The following is a 23279-nucleotide window of genomic DNA, read 5'->3' on the forward strand; positions in this document are numbered from 1 at the left end:
TGGCGTCACTCCGCGGCCGTGGCATAGCGGGGCCGGCCTGCCGCCGTATCGGCGGCGTCGAGCCGGGCTTTGACACCGGCGGCCAGCACGCTGACATTCGGCACCAGCACCATGCTGTCGTGGTCGCCCGGCACTTCGGCCACCTCTGTCTGCGCGGCCCAGCGGGTCCAGCTGTTGTCATCAAACACATATTCGCGCGCAGCGCTGACCCAGTTGCCGCCGCTGACCTGCCAGTTGCGGTCCAGAGGCGGACGGAACAGCGTGAGGGGGCCGGTCCAGGGGCGCAGGGCGTAAGTTTCTACGGCGGTGCGGAAGGCCAGCTCAATCTTGCGGTTGTTGAATTCGGGCAGGGCGCCGCTCTCGACCGGAGCGGCGCGGCGTTTTTCAACCTCCCAGGCGATGCGGTTTCTGGCCCATTCGCCAATGTAGCCGGCCCCTTTGCTGCGCAGTTCTGCCAGTTTGATCAGTGCCTTGTCGCGGCGGCTGAGTGGCGGGCGCATGGGCAGGGGCGTGTCCAGCAGGATCAGCGCGGCGGTTTCCTGGCCATGATCCTTCAGCTGCTGCGCCATCTCATAGGCGGTGATACCGCCGCCGGAAAAGCCGCCCAGAAGATACGGGCCCTCGGGCTGGATCCGGCGGATTTCATCCAGGCAGCTTCGGGCTGCGTCCTCGATCCGGGAGTGCGGGGCGTCATTGCCGACCAGCCCCTTGGCCTGCAGGCCATAGACCGGGCGGTCCTTACCCACGAGCAGGGCCAATTGGCGCAGGTTCAGCACATTGCCGAACATGCCTGCCACCAGAAAGAAGGGCCGCCGTCCGGTGCCGTCGCCCGGATGCAGCGGCACCAGATGGGTGAAGGATGGTGTGTCCTCTGCAGCTGCGGCGGGTTTCCCTGGTTCCGCAGCGATACCGCCGCCGGTGCGGTCTATGATCCGTTCTGCCAGCGCGGCGACGCTAGGGCCTCAAACAGCACCGACAGGGGGAATTCCACACCAAAGCCGCGTTTGACCTGGGCAAACAGCCGCACCGCAATCAGCGAGTGGCCGCCAAGGTCAAAGAAACTGTCCTCGATCCCCACCTGCGACACCCCAAGGAGGGCGGCAAAGAGGCCGGCCAGTTCCTCCTCCACCGGGTTGCGGGGGGCGACGTAGTCAGTATCCAGTTGCGGGCGCTCGAACGTCTGGGTGTCCTCCGCGGCGGCAGTCTGCCCTGCCTGTGCGATCAAAGCGGGCAGGTCCAGCGAGGAGACCACCACCTGCGGCAGGCCGGTGGCCAGGGCGCGGGCCAGCGCCTCGCCGCCTTCAGCGGCTTTGATGCCGTTGGAGATGTTCAGCTGCAGGCGCCGTTCCTCGGGAGACAGAGGCTGCGTGCCGGCGGCAGGTTCCAGGCCCAGCTCAGCGGCGGTGGCGTCGGCTTGCCCTTTGGCTGCTGCGGCGTCGAATCCGCCGGTCAGGCGCTGCATCCGGAAACCTTCGATCCGGACCAGAACAGTGCCGTGCGGATCTGTCAGGGTGACGTCAAAACCGGCAGAGCTGCCATCCGGCGCATCCGTCAGCCGCACATGGCTGCAGATGCTGGAGGTGAGCGGTGCGAAAACCCGGATCAGGTGGTAGGACACCGGCACCCAAAGCGCGCTGGCGTCATATCCGGGGATCAGGCCAATCGCCCAGCCGGTGGCCAGGTCCAGCAGGCCGGGATGCAGCAGACAGCCGTCCTGCGCCGCGATGTCCGGGAGTGAGAGAGTGGCGAGGCCCTCGCCATTGCCCAGTGCCGCGCGCCTTAGCACATGCCAGCGCGGACCAAAGCGCAGATGCGCCTCCTGCGCGGAGCGCAAGCGCCCGTCGATTGGCGCCTGCTCCTCCGGGCAACGGGTGAAAATATTCTGGAGGTTGAGTGCGGCGGGGCATTCTGCCGCCGCCGCTGAGGCCAGCATAGCCTGACAATTTAGAGAGTAACCATTTGTACATGCCGAGTAAACAAACAGTTCATAACCATTTTCATTAGCTTCGAGTTTTACCGCAAGCTTTGCCGGGGCTTCACTTTTTGCAACCAGAGGGCGCATGAAGTAGAGGTCGCGGATTTCGATTGGCCCTTCAAAACCGGTTTCTGCCAGCGCCTCTGCCGCCATTTCGATGTAGCCGGTGCCGGGCACCAGGGCGGTTCCATCGGCGGTCCGGTGTTCGTCCAGAAGCCAATCCGCGGTTTCAAAACGCGGTGTGAAGATGCGGTTGCCGGCCGTGTCATAGCCGCATTGCTGTAACAGCGGCTGGGGACAGGGGGCCATCGTGCCGGCGGCGGTGGCGCCGTTGCGGCTGGCCATGGCGTCGGCGGCCATGCCGGTATCGGACCAGACACCCCAATCCACTGCCATCACACGGGTGAGGCCGCCGGTGCGGTGCTTGGCCCAGGCGTTGAGGAATTCATTGGCGGCAATGTAATCCACTTGGCCCGCAGGCCGGGTCACGGCGGAGGAGGAGGAAAACAGCACCATCAGCTCCAGGCTGCCATCGGGGAATACCGCATCAAGCGCCCGCAGTCCGCTGACCTTTGGAGCCAGCACCTGGGCGATCTGGTTCTCGTCTTTGGCCAGCAGCGGGCCGTCATCGATGACACCGGCGCCGTGGATCACGCCGGTGACGGGACCAAAGGCAGCTTCGCCTTGCGCGCGGGCGCGGCGCAGCTCACCGCTGTTGCAGACGTCGGCGGCCAGCGGCAGGATCCGGCCTTTGCCGGTCTCCTCAAGCGCCATTACCGCGCGGATGCGCAAAGCGGTGCGGTTGGCCGGGCTGTGGCTGCGCAAGTAGCGCTCCCAGGCGGCGCGCGGGGGCAGGCCTTCGCGGGAGATCAGTGAGATTTTGGCGCCGTATTCGCGCATCAGATGGCCCGCGACGGTCAGGCCGATACCGCCATAGCCGCCGGTTATCAGATAGTGGCCGCCCTGTTTAAAGGGCGGCGTTTCCGGCGCGGGCAGCGGCAGCGGACGCCACGTGAGTTCTAGCCGCTTTTCACCGCGCCAAGCGGCAGAGGTGTTTGCGGGATCCGCCATCAGCTCTTCCAGCAGGCGCGGGGTAATGTCTGCTTGTACCGGTTTGCCGCGCGTAAACAGCGCCTTGGGCGGCTTTGGCAGTTCGATGTCGATGGCGGCGCAGGTGATGCCGGGCAGCTCACGCGGGATCACCCCCAGCGGCCCCGCGATCATCGCCTTTTCGGGATAGGGCAGCGCTTCGCTGCGGACCTGTGCTGCACCAGTGGTGAAGACGCTGATATGCAGCGGGCCGGGCAGACCGGCATTGCCCAGTTCCTGCGCCAATGCGGTGAGGGAGTGAAAGCCCATCTCCAGATTGCGGTCAAAGAAGGAAGAGCCGGGGCGATAGGTTTCTTCCCCGGTCACCAGCCAGAAATGGGCGATGCGGTCCGGCAGCAGCCCGGCGCCTGCCAAGTCTGCCAGCAATGCGCCATAGGCGGCGCGGCCCTGTTCCGGCGGCAGGATGTATGAGACCGGGGACAGCTGCGCATAAGTGTCGCCGGCGCGGACGCGGGTGACGCTGTGGCCAGCGGCCTGCAGCTGGTCTGCGGCGCGGGCCGCGTGGCCTGTTTCATCCTCGAAAATCAGCCAGGTGTGCGGTGCCTGGTCCAGTTCATGTTCCACGTCCAGGGTGCAATCGGCGAACCTGGGCCGCCAGGCAGGGCGGTAGCCCCAATCGGCCAGATCTTCGCGCCGGGCGGGGGGCGTGTCTTCTTCCACGGCAGGTTTGCCGGGTTCGATGAAATAGCGGCTGCTCTGAAAGGCGTAACCGGGCAGGGGCAGGCGGTTGCGCCGCGCTTCGCCCCAGATCTGATGCCAATCAGCCTCAACCCCGCAAGCCCAAAGCCGGCCGACGACGCCGAAGAAGTAACTGTCATCCATCACGTCCTGATCCGGGTGGCGCAGCGAGCTGAGCACCTGGCCCGGTTGCACTGCGGGCGACATTTGCGCCAGCGCGCTGAGGGCCTTGCCGGGGCCGGTCTCAAGGAACACACGGTTCGGGGTCTTGGCGAGGGTTTCAATGCAGTCGGCATAGCGCACGGTGTTGCGCAACTGACCGACCCAGTAATCGGCGCTGGTGGCCTGTTCGGCGGTCAGGGCGGCGCCGGTGCGGTTGGAGATCACCGGCAGGTTCGGCGCTGACAGGGTCAGCGAGCGGATGAAATCGCCATACTGCTGCAGGATGCCGTCCAGCATCCGCGAATGGGCGGCAATGTCGATCTGGATGCGCTGGTGCTCCACCTCGCGGGCGGTCAGGTCGGCGGACAACCGGTCCAGCGCCTCTTGCGGGCCGGATACGGCGGTAAGCGCGGGCGCGTTGACGCTGGCAATGTCCAGATCATCGCCGATGATCGCTTCAACTTCGGCCAGCGGCAGGGCAATGGACAGCATGCCGCCTGCGGGAACGGTATCAAACAGCCGTCCGCGCAGCAGGACCAGATCAATGCAGTCCTCGAAACGCATAACGCCGGCCAGGCAGGCGGCGGTGTTTTCGCCCATAGAATGGCCCGCAAGTGCCGCGGGTTTGACGCCCCAGCTGATCCACAGCTGCGCCAGCGCGTATTCCACGATCATGATCAGCGGCAGCTGCACTGAGGGCTGTTGCAGCCTGGCGTTTGCCGCGTCCTCTTCGCCCGCTTCGGGCAGCCAGATGGCGCGGATGTCGTAATCCAGGCTCTGTTGCAGGTGGTCCAGCCCGCGGTCCATCCAATCGGCAAAGACCGGTTCAGTCTCGTACAGATCGCGGGCCATGCCGGCATATTGCGCGCCGCCGCCGGGAAACAGGAAGACCACCTCGGGGGTGTCGCCGAGACGGTCATGGGTGAAGACCTTGCGCGGGTCGTTTTCTGTCAGAATATCAATCGCTTCAGCGGTGGTTTCCGCCACCAGCACGCGGCGTTTGGCAAAGCCGCGGCGGCCTTCCTTCAGCGTATAGGCCACGTCGGCCAGATCGGCATCCGGGTTTGCCTTCAGGTACTCTGCAAGGGACTGTGTGTTGGCATCCAGCGCGGCCTTGGACTGGCCGGAAACACAGAGGATCTGGAACGGAAAATCGCTTTCTTCCGAGGCTGCACGCTCTGGCGCTTCCTCGAGGATCACATGGGCATTGGTGCCGCCGACGCCCAGTGAGTTGATGCCGGCGCGGCGCGGTCCCTTGTGCGGTTCCCATGGCGTGAGGGCGGCGTTGACTTTGAAGGGTGACGTCTCGAAATCTATTGCGGGGTTCGGCGCCTCAAACCCTAGCGAGGGCGGGATTTCCTGATGATGCAGCGCCAGCGCGGTTTTGGTCAGGCTGGCGACACCGGCGGCGGTGTCCAGATGGCCGATGTTGGTCTTGACCGAGCCGATGCGGCAAAAACCGTTGTCCTGGGTGGTGGCGCGGTAGGCGTCGGTCAGGGCTGTGACCTCGATCGGGTCGCCCAGATAAGTGCCGGTGCCATGGCATTCGACGTAATCAATGGTCTCTGCCGGGGTGCCTGCCGCCTGCAGTGCGGCCTGTACCGCTGCCGATTGGCCGCCGACCGAGGGCGCCAGATACCCGGCCTTGTCTGCGCCGTCATTGTTGATGGCGGAGCCTTTGATGACGGCCCAGATGTGGTCGCCATCGGCAATCGCATCCTCCAGCCGCCTCAGCGCCACCGCGCCTGCGCCGGAGCCGAAAACCGTTCCTTGCGCCCGGTGATCAAAGGCGTGGCAGTGGCCGTCCGGGCTGAGGATTTCGTTTTCCTTGTAGAGGTAGCCGCGGCCCTGCGGCAGCTCGATGGTGACACCGCCGGCCAATGCCATATCGCACTCGCCCTCCCGCAGGGCCTTGCAGGCGTAATGCACCGCAACCAGCGAGGTGGAGCAGGCGGTCTGCACGTTGACCGAGGGCCCGTGCAGGTCGAACACATGGCTGACGCGGGTCGACAGGAAGTCCTTGTCGTTGCCGGTATGGCGCAGCAGGAACATGCCGACATCGTCCACAAGGGCCGGATTCGAGCAGATGTTGAAATAGAAATAGCTGCCCATGCCGCAGCCTGCATAAACGCCGATGGGGCCAGCGATGCTTTCGGGCGGGTGGCCCGCGTTCTCCATGGCTCCCCAGGCCACTTCCAGGAATTTGCGGTGCTGGGGGTCGAGGATGGCGGCTTCCTTGGGACTGAAGCCAAAGAACTCGGCATCGAATTCATCAAACCCCTGCAGCCGGGCTGCGGCAGGCACATAGTCCGGGTCGGCCAGCACAGACGCCCGTTCGCCAGCCGCCAGCAGGGTGTCGCGGTCCAGAACCTCAATCGATTCAATGCCGTCGCGCAGGTTCTGCCAGAAGGCGTCAGCAGAATTTGCGCCGGGGACTGTCACTGACAACCCGACAATTGCTATATCTCCGGCAGCGCCCCCGCTGCGGGTTTCCCATCCTGCATCGCCAATACCTGACCCACTGGCCCCTTAAAAACAGTCCGGCACAACGTTGCCAGACTGCTTTGCAGAGCTGGCAGGCGCCCGCCGGACGGGTTGATTTATGGTGCCGGAGTTCTCCCCGGCGGGTTGTCCCGGCCTGGCAGCACCAGATCCCCATCTGTGCTGCAAACCGGATTTATTCAGTTTAATTTCGTCAATCCATAGGGCCAGCCTGTGGACGCAATGTGTTGAATTGGGCCTGAAAAGCGGAAAGATTGCGGCATCACAGAATACTTCGCTTCTCTGGCCCGGCGGTGTCAGGCATCAGCGCCTGCGCCCCGCCGAACAGGGCTGGTTTCCGGCTGAACAGATTCGGGTAGAGCAACCGCTCGGCGTAGCCCAGCACCGAGCCGGCGCACATCCAGGTGATCGGGATCAGGGTGGCGTTGAGCAGCATATCCACCATGGTTGCGGCCAGGATGAGGGCAATCGGCGCGGCAAACGGCGAGACACTGCCCTGCGGCGCGCGCCGCGCGGCTTGTGCCAGCAGAACCAGCGGCGCTGCCAGCAAGCCCATCTCGGCAATATAGCCCAGCCAGCCGAAGGTGCCGAACACAATGATCCAGCGCCCGTCCGGGATCGACAGGATCTGCCCGGTCTCGGCGTGGCGCACCAGATTGCGGCCCCAGCCGCCCCAGCCGAACCAGGGTTTCTCCGCAGCCCGCGCCAACAGCTGTGTCTCGTTCTCGAACCGGTAGTTCAGCGACTGCGCCCGCTCGGCGCTGATTGCCTCGGCCTGCGCCACCAGCGCCTCGGTCGGCACCAGCCCGGTGTTGCGCAGCATCGGATAGACCACTGCGATCAGCGCCAGCAGCAGCGCCGCCCGCAGCTGCCAGCGCATGGGCGCCAGCGCCACCACAGGCGTGAAGGCCAGCGCATAGGCCAGCGCGGCGAGGCTCTTGCACAGCACCAGAACGGCAAACAGATATACCGCCGCCAGGATCAGGCGAAGCCTTTGGCCGGAAGCGGCCGCGCGGGCCAGGGACGTAGCGGCCAGCAGCGCCGACAGCATGAAAAACGCCAGCCACAGGGCATGGGGCAGGAATACGATGGGGCGGAAGCCGCCCTGGCGGATCATCTGGCTGAAGTCATGCTGGAAGAAGCCGTATATCCAGACGTTCATCTGCGGGCTGAGCCGGATTTCAATCAGCGACGGGACGGTATAGGCCAGCCCGCCGATCATCAGCGCCAGCAGCAGCTCGCGCTGCGCTTCGGGGGTGGAGAGGTAACGCCGCGCCAGCAAAAAAGGTATCAGCACGATCATCTGGTTGATGATCACCGATCCCATGTCGCGCCAGCGCAGTCCTGGCAGCTGATCGGTCAGAAAGACAATCGGATCGGAATTGGCGATCCTGCGGAACAGGATCGGCTCGCCATTGGTCAGCACTGTTGGAATAACGCCGAACACAAACAATAGCGCCAGAACCCGCACCGCCGGATGCCGCGGCAGCAGCGGCACCGGCCTGCGCAGCAGCAGCAGGCACAACAGGAATGCCATCACGGATGGAATGGCGAATTTGTCCATATCCGGCACCAGCGGCAGGTCGAACTCGGCCAGCGGCGGCAGCAGCAGATAGCCTGCGATGATGCACCACAGGATTGCCCGCTCCAGCGGCAGGCGCCGGAACAGGATCAGGCTGGCCAGCGGCCAAGCCAGCAGCATCAGATAGGCCAAAGCGTTGGGCAAAGCCTTCGTGCCCCCTCAATTCCCCGGATTTGCATCAAAGTTTACCGGTTGCGGACGTCCCTGTCCCGCGGATTTGCAAGAAGAGGTAAACAGCGTGCAGCTTTGCCACGCTCAGGGCGCAGCGGACGCGGGTCTGCTGGCCTGGCCGCCGTGCCGGCGGTATGAGGAAACGGCATTGTCGTTGGAGGCTGCATTGTATTTCGAATTTCACGGCCGCCGGGTTGCGGTGACCATGCCGGCGCGTTCCATGCTTGAGGCCGAGGTCCGGGCCCGGTTCAAAGCCTCGCAGGGGTTTGCGCTGGCCACGGTAAATCTGGACCACCTGGTCAAAATGGCGGAGTCCCCGGGCTTTCTGGCGGCCTATCAGGCGCAGGATCTGGTGGTTGCAGACGGGCGTCCGGTTGTCTGGCTGTCGCGGCTTGCCCGCCGCCCGCTGGAGCTGATGCCCGGCTCGGACATGGTATTGCCGCTGTGCCGCCTGGCGGCAGAGGCCGGAGTTCCGGTGGCCCTCGTGGGCAGTACGGATGCGGCGCTGCAGGACGCCAAGGCCGCTTTGCTGGCACAGGTGCCGGGCCTCGAAATCGCCTGGGTCGATGCGCCATCAGGCCGGTTTGACCCGGACGGGCCAGAAGCGGATCAAATCCTGCATCGCCTGGAAGGGACCGGCATTGCATTGTGCTTCCTGGCGCTGGGCGCGCCAAAGCAAGAACAGTTTGCCCAACGCGGCCGCCGGGTGTCGCCGCGCACGGGGTTTGCCTCCGTCGGAGCCGGGCTGGATTTCCTTGGCGGTCATCAAAAACGGGCGCCTGCCTGGGTGCGGGCGGTGGCGATGGAGTGGCTGTGGCGGGCGCTGTCCAGCCCGGCGCGGCTGCTGCCGCGCTATGCCAAATGCCTGATGATCCTGCCTGGCCAGATGCTCAGGGCTTGGCGCATCCGGGCGCGGTAACGGGCGGCAATGCCCGGTCTTTCGGCGAGGATATGCCGCGTGCTTAGCGACATTTAAGGGCCAGATGAGACTTGGATCCTTTATTCTTCTGGCCGTAAACATCCTGGGGTGAATTGGCCGCGAGGCCAAGAGGGGCAAAGCCCCGGCCGGCGCTACTTATACTCGAGAATGCCGCGAGCCCTGCCATGCAAGCGGCGCCAGTAGAACTCTACAGCTCCAGCAGCTTCGGCGAATTTTCCGATGACGGCAAACAGCGCCTGCGTGTATCCCATGCGACGGGCCAGGCGCAGACACTGCGCCGGGTAGATCAGTATAGCAGTCATCAAGAACGGGTTCATCAGACCAGCCAGAATGATACCCGTCGGCAGAACCGCCCCCCAGAACAGCGCGCGGCGGGTTTCGGCGGCCCAATGGCGTTCCGGTCCCGCCCCATGCAAGGCCGCGCCTTCGGCGAAAGCATGGCCGGCCCGGCGGCTGCGCCGCCACCACTGGCCAAAATGCTGCATCTGCGCGTCATGCAGGGTCATCTCCGCATCTATCCGCCAGATCCGCCAACCGTCCCGCCGCAACCGCAGGCACAGTTCCGGCTCTTCCCCGGCGATCAGGCTTTCGCGGTATCCGCCCGCCGCCCGCACCGCCGCAACCCGCATCAGCGCATCGCCGCCGCAGGCCTTGGCTTCGCCCAGTGGGGTGTCCCATTCCGCATCGCACAGCCGGTTGTAGACCGAGACATCGGGAAACCGCTCCCGCCGCCGCCCGCAAACCACGGCCGTCTGGGGGTGCGCCTGCAGAAACGCTGCTGCGGTGGTGATCCAATCCGGGTCCACCTCGCAATCGCCGTCCACGAACTGCACGTAGCCGGCTCTGTCATCCAAAACTGCCAGCCCGGCATTGCGGGCACGCGCCGCAGTGAAGGGCCGGCTGAGGTCCAGATCCACCACTTCGGCGCCAATCGCCCGGGCTGCAGCTGCCGAGCCGTCGCTGGAGCCGCTGTCCACATAGATCAGCGGCTGCGCCTGGCCTTGCAAGGAGCGCAGGCAGCGGATCAGGCGTTCGCCCTCGTTGCGGCCAATGACCACTGCAGCGACGGAGGGCGCGGTCATGTGCTGCCGCCCGCCAGAAAGGCGCTGTAGTCAGCCGACCGGCGCAGGAACCCGCGTTGCTGGAGGGTTTCGATACCGGCGTTTTGCAGGGCTGCATCCGACCACAGGCTTACCTCAGGCCGGGCCTGAAGAACACCGGAACGCAGCCTGTCCTCGCCATGTTCGGACCGGGCCTCGGCCTGGGATTGCAAGTCGCGCGCCAGGCTGTCGCCGGCAAATTTGTAGTGGCGGATCAAGCCGTCCATATCCGCCAGCCGCAGACCGGCAGAGAGATGCGGATGCACTGCCGCTTGCACGCCCGGCCCGTTGAAGATCAGCGGGTGCTTGCTTAGACAGCAATTCTCGCCGAAAACCTTGCCGCGCACGCCGCCGTACAGCATCCTTGCGCCGCCCGGCGGCAGGCGGTTCTGGCGCAGATAATAGGCCAGGCGCGTGTCCTTAGACCCGTAGTCCACCGCCCGCACCGCACTGATGTCGGCATAGCGGAAGGCGTCCACAGCCTCGGCGTAGCTGAGACCGCAGGCTGCCGCCAGCGGGCCTTTGGGAAACATCTCCAGCATTTGCGCCTGCAAGGCGGTATAGTTTTTCCGTGTCAGGTAGCGGGTCAGCCCGGCCAGCCCCGCGGTGCGGCTGCCTTCGAATTCAAACAGCTCGTCCATATCTGCAAACAGGCACCAGCGGTCCCGGCCATAGCGGTTGGCGGCATATGCGCGGAAGGTGTTCTCGTATTCCAGCCAGGGCAGGGGCGAGCGCAGCACCGCCGTGTCCGGTTCCTGCCGGATGCGGTTCAGCGTGCCATCGGTTGAGCCATTGTCGAAGAACACAAAAGCCGAAACTCCCAGCCTCCGGTAATGCTCAAAGAACACATCAAGGTAAAAGGCGCCGTTGCGCACCAGGGCGATCAGCACCACCTGATCCGCTGCGGCAAAGCGGCGGGCGGGCCCATGCAGATGGCGCAGCGACGCGCGGAACCTTGCGGCATGCGTCATGCGCCCGCTGCGGGCTGCCAGCCTTTGGACGAATGTTCTTTGCACAATGCGTTCCGTGTTGCGGTTGCCTGGAATTTTCCTGTCAAAGTGCAGACTTCCGCCGATGGCCGCAAGCACTGCGGGTGCGCTCAATTGCAATTGCGGCGGGATTGCTGCAGTCTTGATCGTACGAAAGTGATCAGAAAAGGACCGCGGCAGATGGCGGCTGAGCTGACCGTTTTGGCTGGCGATGTTGGTGGCAGCCGGACCCGGCTGGCCCTGGCGGCCCCTGGCATCGGGGTCACAGCATTGCAGAGCTTCGCCAATAGCAGTTTCACCAGTTTGGAGGATGTGCTGAAGGCCTATTGCGCGCAGCCGGGGTTTCCGCCCCTGCAGGGGGCTTGCCTGGCCGTGGCAGGTCCGGTCCGGGAAGGGCAGTTTCACCTCAGCAACCGCAATTGGCAGGGCGATGCAGGCAGCATAGCCGCCGCATTGCAACTGCCGGCAAGTGCCAAGGCCAATGTAATCAACGATCTTGCAGCCCTGTGCCATGCCTTGCCTGCGTTGATCCCGGGACAGCTGTCCTGTCTTCACCAGGGGCGGCATAGCGGCGGCCAGGCACTGGTTGCCGGCATCGGCACCGGGTTCAATGTCTCAGCCGCGCTGAACGGCGAGGTGCTGGCAGCTGAACTTGGCCGCACCAGCCTGCCGCAAGCCGTGCACCGCCGCCTGCAGGGGGGCTGGACCATGAGCCGGAGAACGCAGCCAGCACCGAAATGCTGTTCTCGGGTGCTGGACTGGTGCGGTTTCACCAAGCCCTGACCGGCTCGGCGGCCAGCAGTGCCGAGGGGATCGTGGCCGCTTGCCTCGCAAGCCCGGACTCGCCCGAGGCACGGACGGTCTGCGAATGGGCGCATTTGCTGGGTCTGATGGCGCGCGAGCTGACAGCGGCCTACCTGCCGGCGCAGGGTCTATTCTTTGCCGGAAGCGTCGCGCGCGGTGTGCTGAACTCCCCCGCGCGGTCGCGTTTCCTGGAGAGTTATACGGCGCCGGGCGGCCAGCTGGGGACTGTCTGTGCCGGGACGCCGTTGTGGCTGATCACGGATGATGCGGCGGGTGTCGGCGGGGCTGCGCGGGTGGCGCTGGCCGCCGCCGGGGCAGACGTCAGTAGTCGCGTTTGAAGAACAGGCCAAATCCGGTTTCGCCCTCGCTGTCCACCGTGCCTTGCACCGTCAGGCTGTCGGTCATGTCAAGGTTGATGCTCAGCTCGCTGTCGCCGCGGGTGTTGACGTTGAAATCGGTATAGACGTTTTCCGCCACATATCCGCCGAGGCCCAGCTGCCCGGCCCCCAGATTATCGGCGCCGATATCGACGTCATCCGCACCGGTGGCATTGCGCAGCTTGTTCTGCGCACCGCCACCGCGCCCGCTGAGGGTCAGCGCTGACCCCGCCAGACGGGCCAGCGCCAGCGGTGAGATGTCCTGGATATTGTCGCCGAACAGCAGCAGCGCCAGGGCTTCCTCGCTGGGGCGGGGCGGGTCCGAGGTGACTTTGATCTCGGGCGCATCGACCCGGCCCGAGATTTCCAGCGTTGCGGTGCCTTGATCCGTGGCCGCCGAGGATTTGAACTCCAGATAGGGTTTCAGATCCCCCAGCAGGGTGATCCGGCCTTCATCCAGCTCCAGCCGCCGCCCCAGAATATCAAAGGTGCCGCGGATCAGGCTGATCTGGCCGGAGGGCGACAGCCGTGCGGTGGTGCCGCGCAGGCGGATCTCGCCGCCCAATTCCGAGCGCAACCCGCGGCCGCGGGCAAAGATCCTGGAGGGCGCGCTGATCAGAATGTCCAGTTCGGTTCTGCCGGAGCCGCCACCGCCGCCGCTGCTGCCGGTCAGCCCGGCGCGGGCCAGTGTCCGGCGCACATCGCGCGGGGTTCCGACATGGCGGATTGGCGGGATCGGTGCCGCTGAGACCGAACCGCCGGCGGTGTTCAGGTTGATATTGGTCTCGCCCACATCGATCCGTCCCTCGATCCGGTTGTTGCCCGCCATCGCACCTGACATCGCCAGGCTGCCGTTCAGCAGGGTTTCATAAGACAGGTGGTCGGTCACCACCACATCGCCGATGGCAATCTGCAGGTTGCCGTTGAACGGCGGCTGCAGCCCGACCGGGCCGCTGATCCGCACCGTGCCGCCGTCGCGCGGGCGGGCCGAGACCTGCAGCTGCGCGCTGGAGCGGGCGATGGAAACGGTGGCGTTGATATCATCCACCCGCTGTGCCGCCGACGGGATGGCGAGCGAGGCGCCGGGTACCGAGATAGTACCGCTTAAGCCATCCAGTGCCGGGACGCCCCGCAAGGCCATGTCGAAATTCGCAGGGCCCTGCATCAGGTTGGGAGAGATGAACGGGTTCAGCCCTTCCAGCCGCAGCGTGCCCTTGGCGGTCACATCTGCGGTGCCTTTGGCTTCGCTCCAGCTGCCGGCAACGCGGCTGTCGATGCCGGCGGGGCCGCTGGCGGTGCTGTCGATGGTCCAGGTGCCGTCCCGCCGCGCCGCAGTGCCCTTGGCGGCGAGGCGGCCGGGAAGATCAGGGACCAGCCGCTGCAGCTGGCCGATCGCCGCATCAAAGCGCAGATCTGTGCTGCCGTTGTTTTCGGTAAAGCGGCCCTCGATATCCGCGGTGATGGCGGCTGGACCCACCGCTTTGCCCGCAATCTGCCATTCCCCGTTGCGGCGCGCGGCGGTGCCTTGGGCGGTCAGCTTGCCCGCCAACTGCGGCACAAACCGCTCCAGCTCGTTCAGGGCGGCGGCAAAGGTGAAATCGGCATCGCCTTCCAGCGTGACCGAGCCATCCAGTTTGGCGCTGGAGGTGTGCGGTCCCTTCAGCTCTGCCACCCCTTTCAGGGTATCGCCATTGCGGGTGAGGGTGGTGGCCAGCTCCAGCGCGCCGGGCGTTTGCGGCAGCAGCACCTCCAGCCGGTTCAGTTTGGCGGTGATCTCCATCCGTCCGGCATCGCTGTTGAGCGTGCCTGCGGCGCTGGCCAGCAGCGCGCTGCCTGCCAGCTCAAAGCGGTCGATTGCGATGCCGTTCTCATCCCGCGCCGCCTTCAGCGCCAGCGTGGTTGTGCCCTTCAGCAGCTCATCCGCCTGGGCAATGCCTGCCGACAGGTCCTGCGCCTGCATAGAAAGGTCGGTGTCAAACGCCCCCGAAAGAGGGGTGAAGGAACCTTTGACCGCGGCCTGTACCGCGCCGCCCAGCGAGTGCCCGGCCAGGTCCGAGAACCGGGCCAGATCAGCCAGGTCCGCAGTCAGGTCGGTGCTGACTTTCAGGCCGTCTTCCAACCCGTCAAAACCCACATCCCCCGCGGCTTGGTAATCGCTGCCCCGCAGTTCCATATCCGTGATCTGCAACGCGCCGGGGCCTTCGGTGGTGAGCGTGCCTTCAAAGCGGATTTCATTGCCGGTGGCCTTGGCCATCGCCGGATCACGCGGCTGCAAACTGCTGAGGCCGGCAGTCAGCCGTCCCGTCAGTGCAAAGCCGGTGCTTTGGTCCAGCGTGCCCCGTCCGGAAATCTCGGCCCGGCCCACCAGGGCGCCGGGGTGGCTCAGCTGGTCCAGCACCCCGTCCAGGGTCCAGTTGCCCCGGCGGTCTTTTTCAGTTGCAGGTCTGCCGCCGCCAGCGTCGTCTGCCCGCCGCCAAAGGGCAGGGCGACGGCGGCCTGGCCTGGGGGCGGGGTGATGGCGGTTTTCAGATTTGCAGTGTCCAGCTTGCCGCCCGCATCCAGCGCTGCTGCGCCGGTGACCTGCAGCGCATTGCTGCGCAAGGCCAGCGTGTCCAACGCCACCGCGCCGCTGCCTGCGCGCGTGCCCTTTACATTAAGCCGCAGACCGGGGCCAAAGAACGGCCGGTGCACCGGCGGCAGCAGCACGTCGATATTGCCGCCCAGGTCGGCAGAGAAGCCGATATCGCGCGGAGCGTCCGGCGCGGCGTCTGCGGGCAAAGGCACAGCCGCCAGCACCACCTGGCCTGCCAGCCGTTCCGCGCCATTGGTGCTGAACCGGATATCGGCGGTGAAATCACTGACCGGGCCGCTGCCTTGGGCAGCCAATTGCAACTCGGGGCTGCCAGGCAGATCCAGGCTGCGCGAGATCAGACCGCCCGCGCTTTCCTCCACTGCCAGATCCAGGGTGATTTGCCGGGTTTCATTGGCAAACCCCGCCTCCAGCCGGAAATGGTCGCCGGGTTTGTCCAGCCGGGTTGCTGCCAGTTTGGTATCCAGTGCCCCGTCCGCCAGCATCAGCGAGCCTTCGACCGACAGGCTGGCCGCCGAACCGGCCAATTCCTCGCCCAGTTCGATCCGGGCTGCCTTGATCCGGCCCAGCTCAATTGCCACCGGCAGTTCCGGGAGGGCAAACGGCGTGGCCTCAGGCTCTGGCAGTTCGGGGTCCGGCGGCAGCGGTTTGGGCGCGCGCGCCACTTCGATGCGTTCAGCCGACAGCTCATTGACCGAGAACCGTCCGCGCAGCAGCGCCAGCCGGTTCCAGTCCAGTTCGGCGCCCTCAACGGTCAGCCAGATGCCGTCTTCATCCGCCACCGTGATCTGCTTGATCTTGGCCTGCGAGGAAAACGCGCCCTCAAGACCTGTCACGCTGATATAGCGGCTGTCGCCGGACAGCGTATCCTCCAGGAAATCGACCAGCAGCCCGCCGGCGTCCTCCGTCGTGGTGTCCTGCGCCGCTGCGGGCGCAATCGTCAGCCCAAGGGCCAGGGCAAGGCCAAGAAACTGTCTCAAAACGCTTGTCCGATCCCGATATAGAATTGCAGCCCGTCCTCGGACCCGCCGTCCACCGGATAGGCGAGGTCAAGCCGGATCGGGCCGATGCCTGCCACATCATAGCGCAGGCCAAAGCCCGCGCCGGCATGGCGCGCAGATGAGCCGGAGACAAAACTGTCTGCATCGACAAAACCAAGGTCGTAAAACCCGACCAGTGAGATCTTGTCGGTGACTTTGCCCCGGACCTCGCCCGAAAGCGCCAGAAAACCGCGCCCGCCGGCGGTGCCGCCATTGGCGGGCACGCCCAGCGACTGGAATTCATGCCCGCGCACCGACCCCGCGCCGCCGGAAAAGAACAGCAGGGTGGGGGCGGTCCCGCTTAGGGACGGTCCGATCACCGACCCCATCTGCAGCCGCCCGGCCAGCACGATCCGGTCATCGGCGCCCAGCCCGTAATAGGCACGCCCGTCAGCTTTGATTTGCAGGCCGGAGTCGTTGCCGTCAATGCCGATGAAAGGGGTTGCGCCGCCCTGAAGGAAATAGCCGCTTGCCGGATTCACCCGGCTGTCGCGGCCGTCGTATTCCGCACGGATCCGGCCTGCCAGATATTTGAAGCGCCGCTTGCCGAAGACATCCTCAGCCAGGATGGACGTCACGCCCAAGGCGGCCTCGGCATAGAACTGGTCCGAAAACGTCCGCCGCACGCCGATGGCCCCCAGCACCTGGGTGGCGCTGTAGTGTTCCTCGTCCAGCCGTTCGGCCTCGGCCAGATAGAAGATACTGTCATCCGGCCCCAGTGCTGCGGGCCGGTCCAGCCGAATGGCGATACGGCCGTCAATGTCATTGCTGCTGCCGATACCGCTGAGCCGCGCCTCGATCCGCAGCTTTTCTGCAGCACCGAACAGGTTGCGGTGCATCCAGCTGCCCGACAGTTCAATTCCGTCGGAGGAGCTGATCTCGGCCCCGAAGGTCAAGCGGCGCGGCGGCAGATCCTCGACCCGGGCTGTAAAATCCAAGGTGCCGTCCGGGTTCGGCTGCTCGGCCTCGCGCAGGACCACGGTGGAAAACGTGCCGGTGCGGCGCAACCGGGTCGCGGATTTGGAGACCAGATCAGGGTGGAACGCGCCGCCTTCCGGGAACCCGGCGATCCGGCGGATGGCATCCTCGCGGACGTTGGTTTCGCCAGTAATCCGCAACTTCCCGAACCGCAGCTGCGGACCCGGCGCCAGCCGGAGTTCTGCATCAAGCCGGGCTTGCACGTGGTTGGCGGTGATCTTCTGATCCGCCACCGTTGCCTTGGCGTGGCCGTTGCGGCGCCAGGCCCGCACGCCGGCAATCGCCGCGTCGCGGATCGCGCCGGTGCTGGCGGGCTGGCCAGGGGCAAAGCCTGCAGGGATCTCCACGTCGCTGGTTTGCGGCAGCGGCGCCAGCTCGGCCCGGCCAAAAGCGAACCGCGGGCCGGGCTTTACGGTGATTTCCACCTTGCTGACGTTCTTTGGCGGGTTCAGCGGCTGGATCCGCGCCGCCTCGCGCCCGTCCAGGCGGATATTCACCACCGGCGAAAAATGACCCGCGTCATACAGCACCTGCACCAGTGTGCGGTAATCCGACAGGGCCGCCGCCAGCAGCTCCTGCACATTGGTCTCGCCGCTGGCGGCCACCGAAGACGAGGCGCCGCGCAGCCGTCCGGCCAGGGCTTCATCCGCACCGGGCGCCTGCAGCGTGGCCTCGGCGCCAAAGGCGGCAGGCGGCAGCAATGTCAGCAGGTTGAAAGCAAGGGTGCTCGCCAATAGTCGCGGGCGGAAAGGAAAATTCATGTCTGCTCCCGGCGGCGGGCGGAAAATCGGCCTCTAAGCCCGGCAGGGCCGCAGGCGGCTGGGTCAAAGCCTAACACGGGAAAAATGCAGGATGGAACAGGTAAAGCAGCAGCTTTCCGCCGGGGTTCGGTCGCTACCGGCTGGCAGCGGATTGCCGCGCATGGCGGCAGCTGGCAGGCGGCGGCACTGGAAGGGGAGTGCAAAGCCGCGGGCACAATCCTGCCGGTTTGGCGTGTGCGCGGTGAAATTGGCTGCAAAGGTGATTGGCAACCGGTAAGGAAACTGTACTATTCAGTTCAGCTCCGGCAGTTGAAACTGCCGGAGCCGGCACTGGTTAACAAAGCTACTTCGAGTAACGTCAGGCGCAGCCACCACTCACAATGCAGCCCAGCCTGACGGGAATGATACCACGCGGAATTGAACTGTCCAGATAATTGTCGGATTGATAATTTTCGCGTGGTGTCATCTTATACTGGCAGATTAAATGGTGCTGGAGCAGCAGCTTGTGTTCCCCGGAGGTGCAATTGTGGATCGGTTAAAGTCAATTTTTGAACTTCGGGATATGCTCCATAAAATGGAACGCGACATCGGTCTGGACCGGTTGAACCGGGCTGAACGGGATGTGTTGCTGGCCGCGCATGCGCTGACCAGCGTGCCAGGCGCCCCGGTTCAGTCCGAGCAAATCCGCAGCCACCGGCTGGTGACGGAAATTGCCCAGGCAACTTTTCACAGAACACTGAAGTCGCTGCTGGCCTTAGGATTGCTGGAGCGGGCGGGCGGCAGCAAGGCCAAGCATTACGTGGTTTGCTTTGATCCCGCCGCAAGGTGACCGCAGCCTGTCAGCCGCCCAACATCTGATTGCAGCTTCTCTGCACGCTGTCTAAACGGGCGGCATGATACGCGTATTGCAGTTCCTGCCCGGTTTTCAGAGTTTTGCGGTGATCACCGCGGCTTATGTCATTTGCCATGGTCTGACGGCCTGGGCCGTCACGCCGGTGCAGAATATGTTTCTGCCGGAGATCACCGTCTTTGCCAGCCTGATCTACTTGCCGCACGGGGTGCGGGTGCTTAGCGTCTGGCTGTTCGGCTGGAGAGCGGTTTTGCCTCTCGCCTGTGGCGCGTTTCTGTCTGAGCTGATGTTCACGTCAGCCAATGTTCAGCAACTGATGGAGCCGGTGCTTTTGCAGTCCATTGCTGTCGGCGCCTTTGCCGCATTTGCGGGTTTTGAAATCGCATGGCTCTTCGGTTGGGATCTTTATGCCGGCCAAGCGCGCCGGATCGCCTGGACCGGGCTGCTGGCCGTGGGGGCGCTGGCCTCTGTCATCAATTCGCTGGGGCAATCAGTGGTGTTTTCCGGTCTGATCTTTCCCAGAGATCAGCTGCCGGTCATGGCTGTTTATGCGGCTGGCGATCTGATCGGTCTTGCGGTCTGCATGGTTGCGCTGATGCTGATTTTCCGTTGGATCCGGCTGTCTGGAGCAGGGCGGAAACCGCAGGAATAGCAAAGCCCGCCAATGGCGGGCCTGCAAGCCGGTCTGGGGACATGGGCGGATCTTATCCCGCCATCAGCCTGGCCACATCCAGCATCCGGGCCGAAAAGCCCCATTCATTGTCATACCAGCCGAACACCCGCGCCTGATGTTCGCCGGCCATGCGGGTTTCCGGCCCGGCAATCACCAGCGATTCAGGCCGCGCCCGCAGGTCAGAGGATACCAGCGGCATATCGGTCCAGCCCAGCACCTTGGATACTGCCACGCCTTCGCGCAGGGCGGCGGTGAACGCGTCTTCGCTCATCGGGGTCTTCAGCTGCGCCACCAGATCCACGGCGGAAACGCTGGCCGTCGGCACCCGCACTGCGGCACCGCTGACCCGGCCTTTCAGATGTGGCAGCACCTCGTCGATCAGATGCGTCGCCGAAGTCGTTGTGGGCACCATCGATTGCGCGCCGCCGCGCGAGCGGGCAAAATCGCCGCGCGGCGCGTCCACCATCGGCTGCGAGTTGGTGTAGCAATGGATGGTGGTCATATGTGCCGTATCGATGCCGGCGATCCGGTCCAGCAGCTTGACCAGCGGAGTGAGGCCATTGGTGGTGCAGGAGGCGTTGGAGACAATGCGCGCATCGCCCAGCTGCTCCTCGTTGGCGCCCAGCACCACGGTCAGCTCAGCCGCCGGGGAGGGGCCGGAGATCAGAACCTTGGACGCACCTGCCTTGATGCCGCGCTCGGCCACATCAGATGTCCGCGCGATGCCGGTGCATTCCAGCACCAGGTCAACGCCGGACAGGTCCACCGATGTCAGATCCGGTGCATGACTGACGGGGATCGAGCGCCCCATTACCTGCAGCGCCTCACCGCCATGCTCCACTGGGTGGGCAAAGGGGCCGAAGGTGCTGTCGTACTGGAACAGATAGGCGCACATATCCAAGGGTGCGATATCGTTGATCCGCACCACGTCGATGCCGTCTCCGCGCGGGGTCGTCAGAATCTGGCGCAGGATGGCGCGGCCGATGCGGCCGAATCCGTTGATTGCAAGTCTCATGCGCAATCTATGGCAGGCGCGCCGGGGCCGCTCAATCCATGGCCTCCCGGAAAATGATCACATTTCCCAAGAGGATGTTTCAGAAATACGCCGCAAAACTGCAGGGCCGTCAGCCATACCTTTAATTGCGGCAGATCACGTGGGCGTAATAGGTGCTGTTGATGCTGCGCACCATCGTGTCCATGTTGACGCTGCAACCGGTGGCGGTGCGCAGGGCCTGCACTGCCTGGCGGGCGGTCAGCACCGCAGGCGGGCGGAACGGCAAATGCTCCAGATTCATCCGCGTGGCGCTGTAGCGGCCCGGTGTGTCCGCGACCGGGAAAACCGCCCAATCGCGGCCCAGAACGGTGACCATGGTGCCTTCGGCATCCGCGGCCGATGCAGCCGGGGCAAGCGCGGCGCACAGGGCCGCTGCCAATGCAGTCTGTTTGATCATCAAAATTGCTCCTGCGGAAATATCTTGATTCAGCCTAGCAAGGGCGGCGTGCAATGCAAAGCAGGCTTTCCCGCAAGGCGCGGTTACAGGTGGTCCACGGCCTCGGCCTGGCGCAGCTCTGCGGCGCAGAGCTGCAATCCGCGCAACAACCGTTCGGCATCCGCCTCCGGCTGCAACCCGCGCGGCGCTGAACAACCGGCGACAATCGGCGTCTGCCCGGGCCGCGAGACGGGCACGGCGTAACCGGTGATCCCGGCTTCGAATTCGCCGCTGGTGAGGCAATAACCCTGCGTGCGGGCCTCATCCACGCGGTCCAGAATACGGCCGGGACCGGTGAGCGAGGCCTCGGTATGGCGCGGGATTTCTGTTGCGGCCAGCACCGCGGCCGCCGCGGTCTCCGGCAGCCCGGCCAGCAGCATCCGCCCCAGACTGGTATGGGCCAGCGGAATATGGGAACCGGCGGTGAAGCCATAGGTGATATGGCCATGCTCGACGGTGGATTGCGCCAGCAGCAGCACCCGGCCCTGATCCAGCATTGCCAGCGTCACCTCGATTTCCATTTGCCGCGCATGGCGGTTCAGAACCGGCTGCACCCGGCGTCCGAACTGATTGGCCTGCAGGAAACCGCCCGCCAGTGCCAGCACCCGCGGGGTCAATGACAGCATCCGCCCGTCCTGGCGCAGATAGCCTGCCTGCACCAGCGTCAGCGCCCCGCGCCGGGCAGTGGCCCGGTCCTGGCCGGTGCGCCGGGCGATCTCGGCCAGGGTCATGCTGGGGGAGGCCGCGTCAAACACCGCCAGAACTGCCAGCCCTTTGGCAAAGCTCGACGAAATATTCCTGTCCTGTTCAACTGCTGTCATCTGAAACCGCTGTCCTGATCTTGAATGGCACCGCTCGGGGCAGTGGCTTTGTGCGAATGTTCGACACAATGTTCGCCCTGCGAATGCTGTCAAGGCGCAAAACCCCCGCAATATCCGGATTACGCACCGGGTTGCGTCAAAATCTGCCGTGGACTGGACGCCGGGGTATTTCCGGTGCAATTTCAAACAGCTCGCTACCCAGGAGGCCGCCCATGGCACAAGATTTCACATCCGGTAAACTGGCCCGCCTGGGGCTGCTGTCGCCCGAAGATTGCCGCAAAGCAGCCGAGATCACCTCCCGCGCGCAGTTTGACGGGATAGAAACGGTGCGGGTGCTGTTCCCCGACCAGCACGGGATCCTGCGCGGCAAGACAATGATGGCCGAGGCCTTTGGCAGCGTCTTTGACCGTGGTCTCAACATGCCGGCAACCTTGCTGCTGAAAGACACCTCCCACCGAAATGCCTTTCCGGTCTGGGACGGCGGCACCGGCCTGTCCGGCCCGATGCAGGGTGCCGGCGACGTGCTGCTGGTGCCGCGCCCCGAAACCTTTCGCGCGCTGCCCTGGTCCGGCCATTCCGCCTGGATTTTCTGCACGCCGGTCTATCCGGATGGCAGCCCGGTCCCGTTTGCGTCCTGCGGCGTGCTGCAGCGGGCAGTCGATGCGCTGGAGGTGCAGGGGATGGCGGCCATCTTTGGCTTGGAGGTGGAATTCCACATTTTCGAACTGGCGGACAAGGCATCGGCCCATGAACAGGCCACCCGTCCCGGCGCGCCGGTACAAACCCGCAACCTGACGCAAGGGTACCAGTACCTGAGCGAAACCCGCTATGGCGAAGCGGAGGGGGTGCTGGACCTGTTGCGCCGCAACGCCCAGAAACTGGGCCTGGCGGTGCGTTCGGTGGAAATAGAAATGGGTCCCAGCCAGGTTGAATTCACCTTTGCCCCGGATGGCGCCATGGCCCAGGCCGACGCGATGGTGATGTTCCGCACGATGGTCAAGGAGGTCTGCGCCCGCAACGGGTTGCACGCCAGCTTCATGGCCAAACCACGGCTGGCGGGTGCCATGGCCAACGGCTGGCACGTGCATCAGTCGCTGCTGGACCCGGCCACAGGGCGCAATCTGTTCATGCCGGAAACCGCCGGACTGCTGAGCCCGCACGCCAGTGCCTGGATGGCGGGCCTGTTGAAATACGCCCCTGAGACCTCGCTGCTGATCGCGCCGACGGTGAACAGCTACAAACGCTATCTGCCGTTCCAGCTGGCCCCGAACCGCATCGGCTGGGGCGAGGACAACCGCGGCGCCATGCTGCGGGCGCTGATGCAGCCGGGCGATACCGCCAGCCGGATCGAAAACCGCGCGCCGGACAGCACTGCCAACCCCTATTACGCGCTGGCCGCCCAGATCATCGCAGGCATGGCCGGCATCAAAGAAGGGCTGGAGGCGCCCAGGCCCACAGTGTCGCCCTATAGTGAAAACGCCGAGCGCCTGCCGCGTTCGCTGGGCCAGGCGCTGGAGGGTTTCGGCGGCTCGCAGATGTGCCGTGCAGCGCTGGGGGAAGAGACCGTCAGCTATTTCCTGCAGCTCAAGCAGTTCGAATGGGAACGTTACCTGGACACTGTCAGCGAATGGGAGCAGGCGGAGTATTTCAATCTGTTCTGACCGCACAGGGCCGCACAGGGCATTG

At 65.0% G+C, this 23279-nt stretch carries 15 protein-coding genes and 1 pseudogene; 6 read left to right on the forward strand and 10 right to left on the reverse strand.

The window, feature by feature from the left end; genetic code table 11:
* Positions 1-5: 5 nt before the first annotated feature.
* Positions 6-6436 (reverse strand): annotated as a pseudogene (locus ETW23_RS04230) (beta-ketoacyl synthase N-terminal-like domain-containing protein).
* Between the two features lie 253 nt (positions 6437-6689).
* A complete protein-coding gene (locus tag ETW23_RS04235; RefSeq protein ID WP_134829235.1) occupies positions 6690-8153 on the reverse strand; it encodes a hypothetical protein in 1464 nt (487 codons plus the stop codon).
* Between the two features lie 193 nt (positions 8154-8346).
* Between ETW23_RS04235 and ETW23_RS04240 the strand changes: the two genes are divergently transcribed.
* Positions 8347-9099, forward strand: a complete 753-nt coding sequence (locus tag ETW23_RS04240; protein ID WP_134831258.1) for a WecB/TagA/CpsF family glycosyltransferase — start codon at positions 8347-8349, stop codon at positions 9097-9099.
* 152 nt (positions 9100-9251) lie between these two features.
* On the opposite strand, the gene ETW23_RS04245 is transcribed toward ETW23_RS04240, so the two are convergent.
* Complete coding sequence (locus tag ETW23_RS04245; protein ID WP_134829236.1) at positions 9252-10202, reverse strand: glycosyltransferase family 2 protein; 951 nt, start codon at positions 10200-10202, stop codon at positions 9252-9254.
* Complete coding sequence (locus tag ETW23_RS04250; RefSeq protein ID WP_134829237.1) at positions 10199-11191, reverse strand: glycosyltransferase family 2 protein; 993 nt, start codon at positions 11189-11191, stop codon at positions 10199-10201. Before ETW23_RS04250 ends, ETW23_RS04245 begins: the two co-directional genes overlap by 4 nt.
* 198 nt (positions 11192-11389) lie before the next feature.
* Here ETW23_RS04250 and ETW23_RS25695 point away from each other — a divergent pair, with 198 nt between their 5' ends.
* On the forward strand, positions 11390-11992 hold the full coding sequence (locus ETW23_RS25695) for a glucokinase (RefSeq protein WP_254695141.1): 603 nt from the start codon (positions 11390-11392) through the stop codon (positions 11990-11992).
* On the forward strand, positions 11971-12351 hold the full coding sequence (locus tag ETW23_RS25700) for a glucokinase (protein ID WP_254695142.1): 381 nt from the start codon (positions 11971-11973) through the stop codon (positions 12349-12351). Before ETW23_RS25695 ends, ETW23_RS25700 begins: the two co-directional genes overlap by 22 nt.
* Here the strand turns inward: ETW23_RS25700 and ETW23_RS04260 are convergent.
* Genes ETW23_RS04260 through ETW23_RS04265 form a run of 3 tightly spaced genes read right to left on the reverse strand, consistent with a single transcriptional unit; the run spans position 12335 to position 17759 of the window.
* Positions 12335-14788, reverse strand: a complete 2454-nt coding sequence (locus tag ETW23_RS04260; protein WP_368075869.1) for a translocation/assembly module TamB domain-containing protein — start codon at positions 14786-14788, stop codon at positions 12335-12337. The genes ETW23_RS25700 and ETW23_RS04260 overlap by 17 nt on opposite strands.
* Positions 14773-15960, reverse strand: a complete 1188-nt coding sequence (locus tag ETW23_RS26700; RefSeq protein WP_368075870.1) for a hypothetical protein — start codon at positions 15958-15960, stop codon at positions 14773-14775. Before ETW23_RS26700 ends, ETW23_RS04260 begins: the two co-directional genes overlap by 16 nt.
* Positions 15957-17759, reverse strand: a complete 1803-nt coding sequence (locus ETW23_RS04265) for an autotransporter assembly complex family protein (RefSeq protein WP_134829238.1) — start codon at positions 17757-17759, stop codon at positions 15957-15959. The genes ETW23_RS26700 and ETW23_RS04265 overlap by 4 nt, the downstream gene beginning before the upstream one ends.
* 484 nt (positions 17760-18243) lie before the next feature.
* Here ETW23_RS04265 and ETW23_RS04270 point away from each other — a divergent pair, with 484 nt between their 5' ends.
* Both ETW23_RS04270 and ETW23_RS04275 read left to right on the forward strand, forming a co-directional pair.
* A complete protein-coding gene (locus tag ETW23_RS04270; protein ID WP_348773134.1) occupies positions 18244-18588 on the forward strand; it encodes a hypothetical protein in 345 nt (114 codons plus the stop codon).
* 64 nt (positions 18589-18652) lie between these two features.
* The gene (locus ETW23_RS04275) at positions 18653-19261 is read left to right on the forward strand and encodes a hypothetical protein (RefSeq protein ID WP_134829239.1); all 609 of its coding nucleotides are present in this window, start codon (positions 18653-18655) and stop codon (positions 19259-19261) included.
* Positions 19262-19313: 52 nt separating this feature from the next.
* Here ETW23_RS04275 and ETW23_RS04280 read toward each other — a convergent pair whose 3' ends face one another.
* From ETW23_RS04280 to ETW23_RS04290, 3 genes are all read right to left on the reverse strand, one after another.
* Positions 19314-20297 carry a type I glyceraldehyde-3-phosphate dehydrogenase gene (locus tag ETW23_RS04280; protein ID WP_205879940.1) on the reverse strand — a complete coding sequence of 328 codons (984 nt, stop codon included), beginning with the start codon at positions 20295-20297 and terminating at the stop codon, positions 19314-19316.
* A gap of 121 nt (positions 20298-20418) precedes the next feature.
* A complete protein-coding gene (locus ETW23_RS04285; RefSeq protein ID WP_134829241.1) occupies positions 20419-20733 on the reverse strand; it encodes a hypothetical protein in 315 nt (104 codons plus the stop codon).
* Positions 20734-20816: 83 nt separating this feature from the next.
* Positions 20817-21593 (reverse strand): IclR family transcriptional regulator C-terminal domain-containing protein, encoded by a 777-nt coding sequence (locus ETW23_RS04290; protein ID WP_134829242.1) that lies wholly within the window; start codon positions 21591-21593, stop codon positions 20817-20819.
* A 212-nt stretch (positions 21594-21805) separates the two neighbouring features.
* Here ETW23_RS04290 and ETW23_RS04295 point away from each other — a divergent pair, with 212 nt between their 5' ends.
* Complete coding sequence (locus ETW23_RS04295) at positions 21806-23254, forward strand: glutamine synthetase family protein (RefSeq protein WP_134829243.1); 1449 nt, start codon at positions 21806-21808, stop codon at positions 23252-23254.
* Positions 23255-23279 lie beyond the last annotated feature (25 nt).

The sequence above is a fragment of the Leisingera sp. NJS201 genome (assembly GCF_004535885.1).
Taxonomy (GTDB): Bacteria; Pseudomonadota; Alphaproteobacteria; order Rhodobacterales; family Rhodobacteraceae; genus Leisingera.